This window comes from Vibrio sp. HM8-C, from assembly GCF_058630515.1.
This window is the reverse complement of the sequence record NZ_JBMMKS010000013.1, coordinates 56,702-71,698: the sequence shown is the minus strand read 5'-3', so window position 1 is coordinate 71,698 and position 14,997 is coordinate 56,702. Positions and strand designations below refer to the sequence as shown.

15 protein-coding genes are annotated in these 14,997 nt (G+C 45.0%); 14 read left to right on the top strand and 1 reads right to left on the bottom strand.

What is annotated here, in order from left to right; genetic code table 11:
- The first annotated feature begins 12 nt into the window (after positions 1–12).
- The 9 genes from ACOSVQ_RS15165 to ACOSVQ_RS15125 all read left to right on the top strand — a co-directional run bounded on the left by ACOSVQ_RS15165 (position 13) and on the right by ACOSVQ_RS15125 (position 8,991).
- On the top strand, positions 13–1,455 hold the full coding sequence (locus tag ACOSVQ_RS15165; RefSeq protein WP_491983340.1) for a coniferyl aldehyde dehydrogenase: 1,443 nt from the start codon (positions 13–15) through the stop codon (positions 1,453–1,455).
- A gap of 287 nt (positions 1,456–1,742) precedes the next feature.
- The gene (nifH, locus tag ACOSVQ_RS15160) at positions 1,743–2,621 is read left to right on the top strand and encodes a nitrogenase iron protein (RefSeq protein WP_102939852.1); all 879 of its coding nucleotides are present in this window, start codon (positions 1,743–1,745) and stop codon (positions 2,619–2,621) included.
- 49 nt (positions 2,622–2,670) lie between these two features.
- Positions 2,671–4,137 (top strand): nitrogenase molybdenum-iron protein alpha chain, encoded by a 1,467-nt coding sequence (nifD, locus tag ACOSVQ_RS15155; RefSeq protein WP_491983338.1) that lies wholly within the window; start codon positions 2,671–2,673, stop codon positions 4,135–4,137.
- A 77-nt stretch (positions 4,138–4,214) separates the two neighbouring features.
- Positions 4,215–5,786, top strand: coding sequence for a nitrogenase molybdenum-iron protein subunit beta (nifK, locus tag ACOSVQ_RS15150; protein WP_491983337.1), 1,572 nt, complete (start codon positions 4,215–4,217; stop codon positions 5,784–5,786).
- 62 nt (positions 5,787–5,848) lie between these two features.
- Entirely contained in the window at positions 5,849–6,070 is a 222-nt protein-coding gene (gene nifT / locus ACOSVQ_RS15145) for a putative nitrogen fixation protein NifT (RefSeq protein WP_102939849.1), read from the top strand.
- Between the two features lie 14 nt (positions 6,071–6,084).
- The gene (locus tag ACOSVQ_RS15140; RefSeq protein ID WP_491983336.1) at positions 6,085–6,795 is read left to right on the top strand and encodes a NifB/NifX family molybdenum-iron cluster-binding protein; all 711 of its coding nucleotides are present in this window, start codon (positions 6,085–6,087) and stop codon (positions 6,793–6,795) included.
- The gene (locus ACOSVQ_RS15135; protein WP_165313369.1) at positions 6,788–7,102 is read left to right on the top strand and encodes a DUF6129 family protein; all 315 of its coding nucleotides are present in this window, start codon (positions 6,788–6,790) and stop codon (positions 7,100–7,102) included. Before ACOSVQ_RS15140 ends, ACOSVQ_RS15135 begins: the two co-directional genes overlap by 8 nt.
- A gap of 288 nt (positions 7,103–7,390) precedes the next feature.
- Complete coding sequence (locus tag ACOSVQ_RS15130; protein WP_491983335.1) at positions 7,391–8,290, top strand: DMT family transporter; 900 nt, start codon at positions 7,391–7,393, stop codon at positions 8,288–8,290.
- An 11-nt stretch (positions 8,291–8,301) separates the two neighbouring features.
- A complete protein-coding gene (locus tag ACOSVQ_RS15125) occupies positions 8,302–8,991 on the top strand; it encodes a DNA alkylation repair protein (protein ID WP_491983334.1) in 690 nt (229 codons plus the stop codon).
- A 187-nt stretch (positions 8,992–9,178) separates the two neighbouring features.
- Here the strand turns inward: ACOSVQ_RS15125 and ACOSVQ_RS15120 are convergent, their stop codons facing one another.
- The gene (locus ACOSVQ_RS15120; protein ID WP_491983333.1) at positions 9,179–9,418 is read right to left on the bottom strand and encodes a hypothetical protein; all 240 of its coding nucleotides are present in this window, start codon (positions 9,416–9,418) and stop codon (positions 9,179–9,181) included.
- A gap of 246 nt (positions 9,419–9,664) precedes the next feature.
- Between ACOSVQ_RS15120 and nifE the strand changes: the two genes are divergently transcribed.
- From nifE to ACOSVQ_RS15095, 5 genes are all read left to right on the top strand, one after another.
- Positions 9,665–11,092 carry a nitrogenase iron-molybdenum cofactor biosynthesis protein NifE gene (gene nifE, locus ACOSVQ_RS15115; protein ID WP_491983332.1) on the top strand — a complete coding sequence of 476 codons (1,428 nt, stop codon included), beginning with the start codon at positions 9,665–9,667 and terminating at the stop codon, positions 11,090–11,092.
- Positions 11,093–11,102: 10 nt separating this feature from the next.
- Positions 11,103–12,509, top strand: a complete 1,407-nt coding sequence (gene nifN / locus ACOSVQ_RS15110) for a nitrogenase iron-molybdenum cofactor biosynthesis protein NifN (RefSeq protein WP_491983331.1) — start codon at positions 11,103–11,105, stop codon at positions 12,507–12,509.
- A complete protein-coding gene (locus ACOSVQ_RS15105; RefSeq protein ID WP_491983330.1) occupies positions 12,506–12,988 on the top strand; it encodes a NifB/NifX family molybdenum-iron cluster-binding protein in 483 nt (160 codons plus the stop codon). The genes nifN and ACOSVQ_RS15105 overlap by 4 nt, the downstream gene beginning before the upstream one ends.
- A gap of 94 nt (positions 12,989–13,082) precedes the next feature.
- Positions 13,083–13,373 (top strand): ferredoxin III, nif-specific, encoded by a 291-nt coding sequence (fdxB, locus tag ACOSVQ_RS15100; RefSeq protein WP_491983329.1) that lies wholly within the window; start codon positions 13,083–13,085, stop codon positions 13,371–13,373.
- Between the two features lie 300 nt (positions 13,374–13,673).
- Positions 13,674–14,972, top strand: a complete 1,299-nt coding sequence (locus ACOSVQ_RS15095) for an HD-GYP domain-containing protein (RefSeq protein WP_491983328.1) — start codon at positions 13,674–13,676, stop codon at positions 14,970–14,972.
- The last annotated feature ends 25 nt before the right edge of the window (positions 14,973–14,997 follow it).

The window sequence follows — 14,997 nt, the reverse complement described above, 5'->3', positions numbered from 1 at the left end:
GTAGGAGATATTATGAACCGAGTATCCGCTGTAGAAGCTCAATGGAAAAAACTGCAAGTAACTGAGCTAGAAGTACTGCATGCGCAATACAGCCGTCTTCGCCTTCAATACGCTAATAACCCTTCACCAAGCTTAGATCAGAGGCTGCAACGTCTATCAGCGTTAAAAACTGCCTTGTTAAAAGAGAAAAAAGCCTTAGTAGAAGCTCTCAGTTCAGACTTTGGCTTCCGACCTCATTTTGACAGTACGTTTTGTGATTTATTGCCAGTTATTAATCAGATTAAGTACACCCTAAAGCACCTTAAAAAATGGATGAAGCCATCGCGCCGACACGCCGGTTTGTTGGTTTTGCCGTCGAAAGTTCAAGTGCATTATCAACCTTTAGGTGTAATTGGAATTGTGGTTCCTTGGAACTTCCCTGCCATGCTGAGTTTGTCTCCGCTTGTTACTGCTATCGCGGCGGGCAACCAAGCGATGATTAAGTTTAGTGAATACACGCCTGCAACCAACAAGGTACTGACACGAATTATCAGTTCGTTAGGTGATATTGCAGTGTGTATTGAAGGGGATTTAACCATCGCCACTGCTTTTAGCTCTTTGCCGTTTGACCATTTGCTTTTCACAGGGTCAACTCCGGTAGGTAAAATCGTGGCGCAATCTGCGGCGAAAAACTTAACTCCGGTAACCCTTGAGCTGGGTGGTAAATCACCGGCGATTATCGCTCCGGATGCAGACTTAGTGCGTAGCATTGACAACATCATGCAAGGCAAAGCGATTAACTCTGGGCAGATTTGCATTGCTCCAGACTATGTAATGCTACCAGAAGAGAAGGTTGAGCAGTTTGTTGAATTGTATCTGAAGCGTTTTGCTAAACGTTTTATCAACAAACATGGCGTATTGGATTGTGCGGGTATCATTAATCAAGCTCAGTTAGAGCGTCTGCAAGGCTATCTTGACGATGCCAAACAGAAAGGTGCGCAGATTTACACTGTAAAACAGTCGGTTGAACTGAAAGCCACACAGATGGTGCCAAGTCTAGTGACTAACGTCACTGACGATATGTGGCTGATGCAAAATGAAATCTTTGGTCCAATCTTACCCGTCATTGGTTATAAAACCATTGAACAAGCACTTGAAAGAGTGAACTCTCATTCTCGTCCTTTAGCTCTATACCTAATGACAGACGACAACGACATTGCTGAATATGTTCTCAAGCACACGCACAGTGGCGGTATGTGTATCAATGATACCTTGATGCATGTTGCTGCAGATTCAGCACCATTCGGTGGTATTGGAGATTCTGGTATGGGGCATTATCACGGAGTTGAAGGTTTCAAGACCTTTACCCATGCTAAAACGGTGGTGCGTTCGTGGAGTAAATTGCCGCGCAGTTCTTGGATACTAAGTCATCGTAAATCGATTTTGTATCTTCTCAATCGTTTCTTGATTCGATAGTTAGAACCCGACCAATATATAAAGGCGCTGAATGCGCCTTTTGTCTTTTAAAGACCTTCGAAACTGACTTTTCTAACCATCCCACCGCGCATTTAGCTCCTCGTACTATTAGTCGCTTGTACTATTCCCCCCTAGAACAATCAGCCGACAAAGGCTTGTTGTAAAGCAGACAATGTTTGATTGTTGCTTCTAACACTAATTGCTAATTGATTGAAAAATCGTTGATTTTCTGATGGTACAGATCTCGCAATAACGACCGTGAGTCTAATTTAACAAGGAGATAGACCATGGCAATTCGTCAATGTGCAATTTACGGAAAAGGCGGCATCGGCAAGTCCACTACCACTCAGAACTTAGTGGCAGCTCTGGCTGAAGCAGGTAAGAAAGTAATGATTATCGGTTGTGACCCTAAAGCGGACTCAACTCGTCTCATCCTGCACTCAAAAGCACAAAACACCATCATGGAAATGGCAGCGGAAGCCGGTACGGTTGAAGACATCGAATTAGAAGATGTATTGAAAGTCGGTTATGGCGATGTTCGCTGTGTTGAATCAGGCGGTCCAGAGCCAGGTGTAGGTTGTGCCGGTCGCGGTGTTATCACAGCAATCAACTTCCTCGAAGAAGAAGGCGCGTATGAAGATGACCTAGATTTCGTTTTCTACGACGTATTGGGTGACGTTGTGTGTGGTGGTTTCGCGATGCCAATTCGTGAAAACAAAGCGCAAGAAATCTACATCGTATGTTCTGGTGAGATGATGGCAATGTACGCTGCAAACAACATCTCTAAAGGTATCTGCAAATATGCAGCGACCGGTAGTGTGCGTCTTGCGGGTCTAATTTGTAACTCTCGTAACACAGACCGTGAAGATGAACTCATCATGGCACTGGCTGAGAAAATCGGTACGCAGATGATTCACTTTGTACCTCGTGACAACATCGTACAACGCGCTGAAATTCGTCGTATGACCGTTATCGAATACGACCCAACTTGCAAACAAGCGGACGAGTATCGCTCACTTGCCTCTAAGATCATCAACAACCAAATGTTTGTTATTCCAACGCCAGTAACAATGGATGAGCTGGAAGAGCTATTGATGGAATTCGGTATTCTTGAAGAAGAAGACGAGTCAATCATCGGTAAAACAGCGGCAGAGCTAACAGCGTAAGTTAAGCACTGATTCTTCTTATTTGCTTAAAGACAATGAGGATTCACTTATGTCTATGAACAAAGAACAAAAGCAGGCGCTGATAGACGAGGTTTTAGATGTCTATCCTGAGAAAGCGCGTGAAGATCGCAAGAAGCACATTGCGATCAGTGATAGCTCTGCTGAAGGCACTTGTATCACTTCAAACCGTAAAACACTGCCAGGTGTTATGACGGTTCGTGGCTGTGCGTATGCAGGTTCAAAAGGGGTAGTGTGGGGACCTGTGAAAGATATGATTCACATTTCTCACGGTCCTATCGGTTGTGGTCAGTACTCTCGTGCTGGTCGTCGTAACTACTACTCAGGTACAACGGGCATCGACTCTTTTGGTACGTTGAACTTTACCACTGACTTCCAAGAGCGTGACATCGTATTCGGTGGCGACAAAAAACTCTCTGCTGCTATTGATGAGCTTGAGTCATTGTTCCCGCTATCGAAAGGCATCTCGATTCAATCAGAGTGTCCAGTGGGTCTGATTGGTGACGATATCGAAGCGGTAGCGAAAACAAAGAGTGCTGAAACGGGCAAAACCATTGTGCCTGTACGTTGTGAAGGTTTCCGCGGCGTGTCTCAATCGTTGGGTCACCACATTGCGAACGATACTATTCGTGACTATGTGTTGGATGCCGAACAAGAGAGCACCATTGAATCCACACCTTACGATGTGGCAATCATCGGTGACTACAACATCGGTGGCGATGCTTGGTCTTCTCGCATCATCCTCGAAGATATGGGTCTGCGCGTTGTGGCTCAATGGTCAGGTGATGGCACATTACCTGAGATGAAAAACACACCAAAAGTGGCGTTAAACCTTGTCCACTGTTACCGCTCAATGAACTACATCGTGCGTTACATGGAAGAGAAAAACGGCATTCCTTGGGTTGAGTACAACCTATTCGGTCCAACCAAGATCGAAGAGTCTATGCGTAAGATTGCCGCATTCTTTGATGACAAAATTAAGCAGCAGACTGAAGAAGTGATCGCGAAGTATCGTCAGCAATGGCAAGCGGTAATTGATAAATATCGCCCACGCCTAGAAGGCAAGACTGTGATGCTTTATGTCGGTGGTTTGCGTCCTCGTCACATCATTGGTGCGTACGAAGATTTGGGTATGGAAATCGTCGGTGCAGGTTATGAGTTTGCTCATAACGATGACTACGTGAAAACCACGCCAGATGTCAAAGATTCAACCTTGCTATTCGATGATGCCAGTGCCTATGAGTTGGAAGAGTTCGTTAAACGCTTGAACCCAGATTTGATTGGTTCTGGTGTGAAAGAGAAATATGTCTTCCAGAAAATGGGTTACCCATTCCGCCAAATGCACAGCTGGGATTATTCCGGTCCTTATCACGGTGTCGATGGTTTCGCTATCTTCGCACGCGACATGGATTTAACGCTGAACAACCCATGCTGGAAGAGCATGAAAGCACCTTGGTTGGAAGAAGCATCAGACGAAGCGCTAGCTAAATCTGCTTAAAGTGAGTTGGAAAGGATTTCCAATTAATGTAACCCGAGCCGGCGTTCACAGATTAGTGGCACGGTAGGAGAATACTCATGACTCAAAAAGTTGAAGACATTAAAACTGGTTATGCGCTATTTCAGCAACCAGAGTATCAAGAGTTGATGGCTAACAAGCGCGCAACTTTTGAAAATGCCGTTGATGCTAAGAAGGTTCGCGAAACCTTTGAATGGACAACAACGAAAGAATACCAAGAGATTAACTTTGCCCGTAAGCACATTACGATTGACCCTGCGAAAGCGTGTCAGCCATTAGGCAGTGTTTTGTGTTCTCTTGGTTTCGAAAAAACACTTCCTTACGTGCACGGTTCACAAGGTTGTGTGGCTTACTTCCGTTCTTATTTCAACCGCCACTTTAAAGAGCCAATTGCGTGTGTTTCTGACTCAATGACAGAAGACGCAGCGGTGTTTGGTGGTCAGGAGAACATGTTTGACGGACTTAAAAACGCCTACGCCTTGTACAAACCTGAAGTGATAGCAGTCTCTACCACGTGTATGGCGGAAGTTATCGGTGACGACTTAAATGCTTTCATCAATAACGCCAAACACAATGAACATATTCCAGCGGATTTACCGGTTCCATTTGCACACACACCTTCGTTTGTGGGTAGCCATGTTACTGGATGGGATAACATGTTCGAAGGCATTCTGCGCTATTTCACTAGCAATGGAATGGAAGGCAAAGTGGCTGGAAGCAATGGCAAAATTAACATTGTTCCTGGATTCGAAACCTATCTTGGTAACTACCGTGTCATTCGTCGTATGTTGGACGACATGAAGGTGGAATACTCTTTCCTTTGCGACCCATCAGAAGTATTGGATACCCCAGCAGACGGTGAATACCGTATGTATTCAGGCGGTACGCCAGTCGAAGAAGTTAAAGATGCACCGAATTCTAAAGCAACTTTCTTACTTCAACCTGATCAACTTGTGAAAACGAAGAAATTCATTGAAGGTACTTGGAATCAAGACGTGCCAGCACTCAACATCCCTATGGGATTGGAGTGGACAGATAATTTCATCATGAAAGTATCTGAAGTCACAGGCAAACCTATTCCTGAGTCAATCACCAAAGAGCGTGGTCGTCTTGTGGATATGATGACTGACTCTCACACTTGGCTGCACGGCGTGACAGTTTCACTGTACGGTGATCCTGATTACCTATTGGGTATGTGTAAGTTCCTAACCGAGCTTGGTTGCGAAATTAAGCATGTGCTTTGTAACAACGGTGCGAAGCGTTGGCGCAAACAAATGGAAGCTCAGCTTGCTGAAACGCCATATGGTCAAAACGCAGAAGTGTTCATGGGTAAAGACTTATGGCACTTACGTTCTCTGATGTTTACTGACAAACCGGATCTATTGATTGGTAACTCATACGGCAAGTTCATCGAACGTGATACCAAAGCGAAAGGTCCTGAGTTTGAAGTTCCTTTGGTTCGTATCGGTTTCCCAATTTTCGACCGCCATCATCTTCATCGCCAGTCTACTCTCGGCTATGAAGGTGCAATGACCATCTTAACCACTTTGGTGAACGAGGTTCTGGCGAAGCTGGATCGTGAAACAAGCGACTTAGGCAAAACTGACCTTGGTTTTGACTTGGTTCGCTAGTGACAATGGCCGACGGAGTGTTCTGTCGGCCTTTCTTTATCAGCCTAACAGAGGGAAAAGTTATGGCGAATGTAATGATTCAGTACAACGAAAATGGTGCGCTTTCACTTTACTTACCAAAGAAAGACTTAGAAGAAGTGATCACTTACTTTGAGTTTGATAGCGACAGCAAATGGGGTGGTGAAGTGCGTTTAGCCAACGGGGCGATCTATCACATTGACCCAATGGCAACAAAACCTAAGTTGCCAATCACGGTAAAAGCCAGACGGCTACAAGCAGCGTGATTTAGGAGGACGATATGATGATGGACAATACCATTTCCGACCAAGCGGCGATACGCATTGCTTTAGCGTCTAAGTCGTTGCCCAATATCGAACTGCGCTCGCTATTGGGGCTGTTGATTCAGCACCTTGGTGAGCCTCTGACTGAAACGAAGTTAGTCGGTTTGTCTCCAAAGGCTTTTCGTTTAATGGTTGGTTCATTAGGTTCAGGACCAACTCGCAAAGACGTTTCCAACGCTTTGCATGTGCTTTGTAATCCAGAAATCAGTGATGTTTCTGCTCCAGAAGTCGCATCGCAAACGCCTATCTCTGGACCAAAACTGCGCGTGGCGTTGACATCAAACCAAGGCGAGATGGTCAATGGGCACTACGGTTCCTGCTTGCGCGTTTTAATATATGAAGTCAATGCAACCGAGCATCAACTGATTGAAGTGCGTGAAATGCCAACCGAGAAAAAAGGCGAGGAGCGAGCCATTGCAATGCTGGATAGAATCCGCGATTGCCATATGCTGTTTACGCTTTCGATTGGCGGGCCTGCCGCTGCTCGTGTTACGCGCGCTAATATCCATCCCATCAAGAAAACTGCGCCTGCAGAGGCTTCTGCCGTGTTGAAGGAACTCTCGCAAGTGATTGCAACCAATCCACCACCATGGGTGAAACGAATCCTTGGTTTCGAAAAGAGTGCCGTTGAGTTTGCGCAATTGGAGCTGGAGGAGAGCTATGAGTGATGTAGCGATAGAGGCTTCTGCACCCATGCAGCTTGCGCATCTTTCTCCGATGGTATTGTCGGACATCGTTGCCAAGCTTGAGGCACAGTCCGACATCAATCAGCACACGTTGGATAGCTTGAAACTAAGCTATCCTGAACTGCGTTTTACTCTTTGTTTTGAGCAGGAGATGGGAACGCGTGAAGCGTATCTTGAAGCGAATCACTTTGATCTTCATTTAGTCTCGCACAGCTTGTCGGGCTGCAGTTCATTGACATTTGATTTAGCCGCATGCAGTGGTCTTGTGATTGCGCTTCGCGATGAGTGAAACCTTTAAAAATATTTCCTGCTTTTTACGGACAATCAGTACTAACCCTATCTATTTAAAGCGCCTCTGAGCATGCAAAGAGTGCGCTTTCTCATTTATAAAATGCCATAGATTAGAAATAGTTAATTGTGATAGAAATACCTGTTCGTTAATGACTCATTCTAATTTAAGCTCTTGTCATCGATTCGGCTTGATTGCGCTGAATTTATCGCTCGCCGAGCTCCAACATCAAATAGCAGCTAGATAAATCTTTCAAATTTAGTTGCTCAGCATTCGATAGGATTAAAAATGCGGTTATCTGATTACACTCGATTATTGGCTCTCGCGGCAATTTGGGGTGCGAGTTTTCTGTTTATGCGTATAACGGTTCCAGAGTTTGGCGCCATTAATAGCGCATTTTTGCGCGTGTTTTTTGGCTTTGCCGGTTTGGCTGCGATTTTGTTGGTGCTTAGATGTCCGATTCGATTTGAAGGTAAATTCCGCGCGTGTTTTACGCTTGGAATCATTAATTCTGGTGTGCCGTTCATGATGTACTGCATCGCGGCGCAATGGCTACCTGCCGGCTATTCTGCGGTACTCAATGCCACTACACCTTTAATGGGAGCGCTAATTGGATTCTCTTTTTTTGCCGAGAAACTGACTATCAGTAAGTGGGCGGCAGTCATTCTTGGCGCAGTGGGAATTACCATTATCACGACCTTTGGTGAGGCGGAATCGACACAAGCGTTGATATTTGGCGGTCTTGCTTGTCTGGTTGCAACGAGTTGTTATGCGGTGTCTGGTTTTCTTACCCGCCAATGGATCAACAATCAAGGCGGTTTGGATTCTAAAATCGTTGCGTTTGGTAGCCAGATAGGAGCGACCACATTTCTGTTGCCATTGTTCCTTTTTACCAGCACTACTGATACCTCGATTAACTGGGCGCAGGGCGAAGTATGGGCCTGTATTATCGCTCTTGGCGTAATTTGCACGGCTTGTGCCTACATAGTGTTTTTCCGCTTAATCAGTGACATCGGGCCGCTCCGAGCAATGACAGTAACGTTTTTAATTCCGCCATTCGCCATCTTATGGGGATTCGTGGTGCTTGATGAAGAAATTAGCCAAGGGTTTATTTTAGGCTCACTGATAGTGGCAATAGCAGTATGGTTGATTGTTCGTCCGGTAAAGCAAGATGCTGTAAAAGCGTGAAAGGTTGACCTATGCACCCATGGAATATGTCAGTAAAAGCTGTTCTTGAACCATTAAGTGATAAAGAAAACGCAGCACAAATGCGCGCCTACCTGCGTGACCAATTTCAGTTCTATGGAGTTCGTTCACCGCAGAGAAGAGACGCACTAAAGCCTCTATTTTCGAAAAATCAGTTGCCTCACATAGAGGATGTGCCGAGCGTTTGTCGGGAGCTCTGGTTGCTTCCTGAAAGGGAGTTTCAAATGGTAGCCGTCGATTTGTTAATCAAATATAAGAAGGCGTTACCAGAGTTATTCTTGGATGACGTTGAGTGGTTAATTACAACCAAATCATGGTGGGATACTGTTGATTTGCTTGCTTCACATATTGTCGCAGCTCTTTTTATTAATTACCCAGAACAAACGGCTTTGATCATTGAGCGATGGCGTAAAGCTGACAATATGTGGTTGAGACGCACGGCAATTCTCTATCAACTCAAGTTCAAACAGAATACTGATGTCCAACTACTGTTTGAAATAATCAAAGAAAATCAGCGTGATAACGAGTTTTTTATTCAAAAAGCAATAGGATGGGCTTTGCGAGAATTATCTAAAACCGATCCTGCCACAGTCATCTCGTTTATTAAAAAACAAAATATACAAGGACTGGCAAAGCGTGAAGGGTTGAAAATTGTGAATAAAACCTGCCAATGGTCATTATAGGAATCAGAGTGATAGGAATTAGAGTTGTCGCGTTATTGGATGTAGGAATTCAGAACTTTTAACATAACCTCCATGTCCGCTTTACCTTGCTCTTTGTTTTATTTTCTTCAAGGGCTTTGTATTTGAGCAGGGTACGTATTGAGTAGATTATTGGAGTTTGCTGGACATAGACTGTCGACAAAGCCCGTTAGTAGAGCAGCCAGTTAGTTGCATAAATGACTACAATCACGAGAGTAACGAGAAAGGCTAGTATCATCGCCATCTTTTTCATATAGCCTGATCTATCAAATACGACGCCTTCTTGTTCTCTTACCCTTGCTTCTTCATCAAAATGCCACTTAATGGCTAAGTAGCCACCAATACCCAATACGATAATCTTCAAAGCTCCAGCAAAGTACGGAAAGAAGTTAGCCCAACTACCGCTCATTCTCTATCTCCATCAAATTAAAAATCGATTTCACGGTAACATAGCCTAAGGTTCATGTTTATTTCTTTTTTGTCGCTCCTTCTGTTTGGCTTTGTCCGTTTTACGACAATTATTCGTCCCATTTTCTAAATAAGCTCAATTTATCAATAAGTTATTTTTGGCTTTCTAATTGCAACTCTTCTGCCTAAAACGACATTCAGGGATTGAATGTAACAACATCGTCAGATGTAGACAGTTGGAGGCACCATGAAGCAGTCCGAAATCAAGCTATTACAAGATGAACCTGCCTGTGAGCATAACTCAGGCAGCAAGAGTGGCTGCAGTCGCTCCAAACCGGGTGCTACGGCTGGTGGCTGTACTTTTGACGGTGCGCAAATCAGTTTGTTACCGATTGCCGATGTTGGACATATTGTCCACGGTCCGATTGGCTGTGCCGGAAACAGTTGGAACAATCGAGGAACGCGGGCAACAGGTACAAATCTATTTCGTTATGGTTTTACTACCGATCTTAATGAACAAGACGTGATTATGGGGCGAGCCGAGAAGCGATTGCTTCACGCTATTAAACAGTTGATAGAAAAACACGCTCCGCCCGCAGTGTTTGTCTACATGACCTGCGTTCCGGCTCTAGAGGGCAATGACATTGAAGCGATATGCCAGTTGGCGAAAAATCGCTGGAATATACCGGTCATCCCTGTTGATGCCGCAGGCTTCTATGGCAATAAAAATCTTGGCAACCGTATTGCGGGTAATGTGATGTTTGAACGGGTCATCGGCAGTGCAGAGCCACCACCGAAACCTTTGATGAAGCATGACGCAACTCGTCACGTGCACGACATTGTCTTGATTGGTGAATACAACATCGCCGGTGAGTTTTGGCATGTTTCTCCTTTGTTTGAACAGTTGGGTTTGAGAGTGTTGTGTTGCTTGGCTGGTGACACTCAGTTTCATCAAATTCAAACCATGCATCGCGCCGATGCGGCGATGGTGGTTTGCGCCCGAGCACAAGTCAACGTTGCCCGAAAACTTGAAGAAAAATGGCATATTCCTTGGTTTGAAGGCAGCTTTTACGGCATTGAAGATACATCTGCAGCGCTACGTTCATTCGCTCGTTTAATCAAAGATGAGCGTTTAATCGAAGAGACGGAGGCTTTAATTGCCCGAGAAGAAGCCCAAACTCGAGAAGCATTAAAGCCTTATGTTGAACGCCTTAACGGTAAAAAAGCACTGCTTTATACCGGTGGGGTGAAATCCTGGTCGGTCGTTAGTGCGCTAAAAGAGCTTGGCGTGGAATGTGTTGCAACAGGCACGCGTAAATCCACTCAGTCAGATAAGAAACGCATTATGGATATCATGGGCGAAGAGGCTCTAATGCTTGATGAAGGCGGAGCGTCACTGCTTCTCGATACCTATCATCGTTACAACGCTGACATCATGATTGCGGGTGGCCGCAACATGTACACCGCGTTAAAAGCGCGCCTGCCATTTCTCGACATCAACCAAGAACGTGAACATGCCTACGCGGGGTATAAGGGAATGATCACCCTTGCTCAGGAACTGTGTCGCACTTTAGAAGCGCCGATTTGGGCAAAAGTTCGCAGCGATGCGCCTTGGTCGCTGCAAGCATCATCGGCTAGCTTGTCCTCAAACAATGCTGTTGTGAATGCTAAGTAAGGAGATTCAAATGGTGACTGAAAGAAAAGCGAAAGTAAGAAAAATGAATTCTCCTTTGGTTTCTCAGCCTTTGAAAACCAGCCCTGCAACAGGGGCAACTCTGGCGTCACTCGGTTTTCATCGGTCTATTCCCTTAATGCATGGCGCTCAAGGATGCAGTGCATTTGCCAAAGTTTATTTGATTCAGCATTTGCGCGAGCCCATCCCTCTGCAAAACACAGCAATTGACCAAGTCTCAGCGGTGATGGGCGGCGATGATAACCTCAGCGAAGCTTTACAACTGCTGTGTGAAAAACAAAGCCCAGAGCTTATTGCAGTAATGACGACAGGTCTGACAGAGATGCAGGGCTGTGATCTGTTTCGGGTGATCGCGGATTTCAAGCATAACCATCCGCAGTTTGCTAATACCCGTATCGTCTCAATGGCAACGCCTGATTTTGTGGGCTCAATGCAAACAGGTTTTTGCGAAGCTGTTAGAAGCGTAGTGAAGCAGCTTGTTCAGCCTCCAACCTTGCGTCATCGCCAGCGTCAACAAGTCAATGTGCTTTGTTCATTGGGGATGACTGCAGCTGACATTGAAACCATCAAGCAATATGTCGAAGCGTTTGGGCTTGATGCGGTTGTCGTACCCGATTTATCTCTGTCACTTGATGGACATTTGGACGAAGCGGAATACAACGCAACCAGCACTGGTGGTACGTCAGTGATGGAAGTGGAATTGATGTCTGATAGCATCATGACTTTGGTACTGGGTGATGGTCTGCTTGATCTTGCCCAATGGCTCAAGCAGCGTTTTGATATTCCTTATCAGTCGTTTGGGATGGGTATGAATATGGATGTGGTGGATGACCTCGTGATGACCTTATCCCGCATCAGTGGACACGATGTACCGAGTTGGATGACTCGAGCCAGACAACGGGTGCAAGATGCAATGTTAGATACTCATTTTCTGCTCAGTCGAGAAGAGTATGTGATTGCGCTAGAACCCGACCTTGCGAAAGGTTACGCCGAATTGCTTCTCTCCGTTGGTGGCCGAATTTCTCAACTGATCACCACAATTGATGCGCCTCATCTATCGGATATCGATGCGGATGACATTGTTATCGGCGACCTCTCTGCGATTGACCTGAACAACTCACATCTGAAAGCGGTGATCAGTAACACTCATGCTGCGCAGATGTGTGAGCCGCTAGTTCCGGTTTTGCGTGCTGGTTATCCTTGCCACGATCAGTACGGGAATATGGATATACGTCAGTTTGGCTATGAGGGAATTCGTGAGCGCCTGTTTGCATTAGCCAATTTGCTATTACGTAATCACAAAGATGAAGTCCCCGTTCATATCAGCGCTTACCGCTTTGAAGCTCATGAAGTCATGCAAAACGAGATGGCTGGATTTGATTCTAAGGAGGCGCGATGAGTATAAGAAAACGCAGATTACACGTCGAACCGAGCCCAGATGCCAGTAGCTTCAAAGTGAAAGTCGCCTTTGCGACCCATGATAGACAGACCGTTGATCAGCACTTTGGCAGTTCGTTGGGTATGTTGATCTATGGCATCTGCGAACAAGACTGGCATTTGATTGAAGCCATTGAATATTCAGTATCGGATCGTGTTCACGACAAACTACCAAGCCGAATCAATGATCTTGCGGATTGTTCTGCGGTGTTTTGTAACGCATGTGGGGCAGCTGCGATAAGGCAGCTTATTGAGCAGAGTATCCAGCCAATCAAAGTGCATCAGGGGTACGACATTCATCAGCTCTTGTCGGAAATGCAACAAGAATTGCAGCAAGGGCCTTCTGGCTGGTTGGCTAGGGCAATGAAGCAACGTGAAGATGTGCAAACGGCTGAAAATAGCCAGCAACGTTTATCCCAACTGATGGATGAAGAGTGGTAGCGGCACTGAACTTTGCAAGCAATGGCTGACGTAATAATGGCTTATGTAATAAGACATGAACAGGAATGTTTAAATATCAACAAGGAAGAGAACGGTGAGTAATAGAGTAGGTTATACCCAAGGCGGTGATGAATGGGTGCCGCAATTCATACAGGCCATCGACAAACAAAACTGCATCGGTTGTGGACGCTGCTACAAGGTTTGTTCAAGAGATGTGTTTGATTTGGTTGAAAACGAAGATATTGACGAAGACGACGATTATTTTGACGACGATGAAGTGATGATGGTCATGACGCTGAAAAATGCAGGAGATTGTATTGGCTGTGTCGCTTGTTCGAAAGTGTGTCCGAAGAACTGTCAGAGCTTTGCGCCTGCAAGCGCTTAAATCTTATAGAGTGCCATGATATGTGGTCAGTTGATTAGGGGAAAGAGTGCTGGCTCTTTCCCTCTAGTTCATTCATTTCAGGTTCTAGATTAAGCGTTCGCTAATATGCATCAAGTTGGATTTAGATCACGAATTTTAGATACGTGAAGTTGCATATAAAACAATATGACATCCTGTGAAAATTACGTGTCACAATTTTTAAGCGTTTGCTCGATAACCTTAAATATATGAGGGACAAAATAGTCACATTGATTTATATTTTCTAGTCTTATAGTTTAGGTGAGACATGTAGTCGTTCATATGGATATGGCAAATGAAGATGCAAGAGTAAACTTGCGTCAGGCGTTGTTAGGTATCGCACAAGCATTAGATGCGGTGGAATTTGAATCCCCATACCACGGTTACAATGTTGCTTACATCGCTTACCGATGTGCAACTTTTATGGGTTGGGATGAAGAACAAGCGCAGTTGGCGTTTTCAATCGGTTTAATGCACGATTGCGGAGGCACACAATCCAGCAATCTATTACCACTATTTCCACATTGCTTAACAGGCAGTTTTTCTCGCCATTGTGAAAAAGGATATTTGCTGCTCAAAGAGTGTCAGCCATTGTCCTGTTTTGCTACCCCTATTTTGTATCACCACACACCTTGGCAAGAGCTCAAAGATCTGACGATATCGGAAACAGATAAACAACTGGCATCACTGACGTTTTTAGCTAACCGATTAGATCACCTTCATCGCCAAAACAAGAAAGATAGATTTGGAAATTTATCTGCGACAGAAAAGAAAGCCATCTGTGATGAGCTGGTGAATCACGCTGATACTGTGTTCGAGCCCAATATGGTTCAGCATATGACTGAGCTGGTGGATAAAGACGATTTCTGGTTTTCGATGAAACCGAGATACATTGAAGAAATGTATTTTCGAATGGAGCCTATACCGTTTTTTTCTGCACGAATCGACCTTGATGGCACCATTGCAATTGCAGAGTTTTTCGCAAAAATCGTCGATGCTAAAAGCTCATTTACGTTTCAGCACTCACTCAAAGTCGCTCAGCTTGCTCAGTTCATTTCAAAGCAGCTTGGATACTCGCCAAAAGTGCAGAAAATGCTTTACCTGGCAGGCTTAGTTCACGATATCGGTAAACTTTATACTCCTGATTCAGTGTTGCACAAAGCTGGTAAACTAACGTCTGAAGAGTACACCTGTATCAAGAGCCATGCCACGGATACGCGTTTTATCCTACAAGGTATTTTTCGCTCTCAACGTATTTTAGAGTGGGCATCGAATCATCATGAACGTTTGGATGGTTCTGGCTATCCCCTTGGCAAAATGGCGCACGAATTAGACAGACCAAGTCGAATTATTGCGGTGTCGGACGTGTTCCAAGCCCTGACTCAATCACGCCCTTATCGAGCCGGTATGCCTTTGGATGAGGCTTTGGAAATTGTCCAAACTCTGGTTGAAAACAATCAGCTCGACGGCGAAATTTTTGATTGTTTAAAACGCCATTCGCACGAATGTTATCAGTTGTCCATTGGGGAAAATTCTGAAACTTTGGATTATGCGGAAGCCCTAACAGTTGGCAAAAACTAAGTGAACTTTGGTTTAACAACTGAAC

Bases quoted from the DNA above. Each gene is read 5' to 3' on its own strand.
- ACOSVQ_RS15095 (WP_491983328.1), top strand. From the start codon at position 13,674: ATGGATATGGCAAATGAAGATGCAAGAGTAAACTTGCGTCAGGCGTTG.
- ACOSVQ_RS15135 (WP_165313369.1), top strand. From the start codon at position 6,788: ATGAGTGATGTAGCGATAGAGGCTTCTGCACCCATGCAGCTTGCGCAT.
- nifE (WP_491983332.1), top strand. From the start codon at position 9,665: ATGAAGCAGTCCGAAATCAAGCTATTACAAGATGAACCTGCCTGTGAG.
- nifK (WP_491983337.1), top strand. From the start codon at position 4,215: ATGACTCAAAAAGTTGAAGACATTAAAACTGGTTATGCGCTATTTCAG.
- nifH (WP_102939852.1), top strand. From the start codon at position 1,743: ATGGCAATTCGTCAATGTGCAATTTACGGAAAAGGCGGCATCGGCAAG.
- nifN (WP_491983331.1), top strand. From the start codon at position 11,103: ATGGTGACTGAAAGAAAAGCGAAAGTAAGAAAAATGAATTCTCCTTTG.
- nifD (WP_491983338.1), top strand. From the start codon at position 2,671: ATGTCTATGAACAAAGAACAAAAGCAGGCGCTGATAGACGAGGTTTTA.
- ACOSVQ_RS15120 (WP_491983333.1), bottom strand. From the start codon at position 9,418: ATGAGCGGTAGTTGGGCTAACTTCTTTCCGTACTTTGCTGGAGCTTTG.
- nifT (WP_102939849.1), top strand. From the start codon at position 5,849: ATGGCGAATGTAATGATTCAGTACAACGAAAATGGTGCGCTTTCACTT.
- ACOSVQ_RS15105 (WP_491983330.1), top strand. From the start codon at position 12,506: ATGAGTATAAGAAAACGCAGATTACACGTCGAACCGAGCCCAGATGCC.
- ACOSVQ_RS15125 (WP_491983334.1), top strand. From the start codon at position 8,302: ATGCACCCATGGAATATGTCAGTAAAAGCTGTTCTTGAACCATTAAGT.
- ACOSVQ_RS15165 (WP_491983340.1), top strand. From the start codon at position 13: ATGAACCGAGTATCCGCTGTAGAAGCTCAATGGAAAAAACTGCAAGTA.
- ACOSVQ_RS15140 (WP_491983336.1), top strand. From the start codon at position 6,085: ATGATGATGGACAATACCATTTCCGACCAAGCGGCGATACGCATTGCT.
- ACOSVQ_RS15130 (WP_491983335.1), top strand. From the start codon at position 7,391: ATGCGGTTATCTGATTACACTCGATTATTGGCTCTCGCGGCAATTTGG.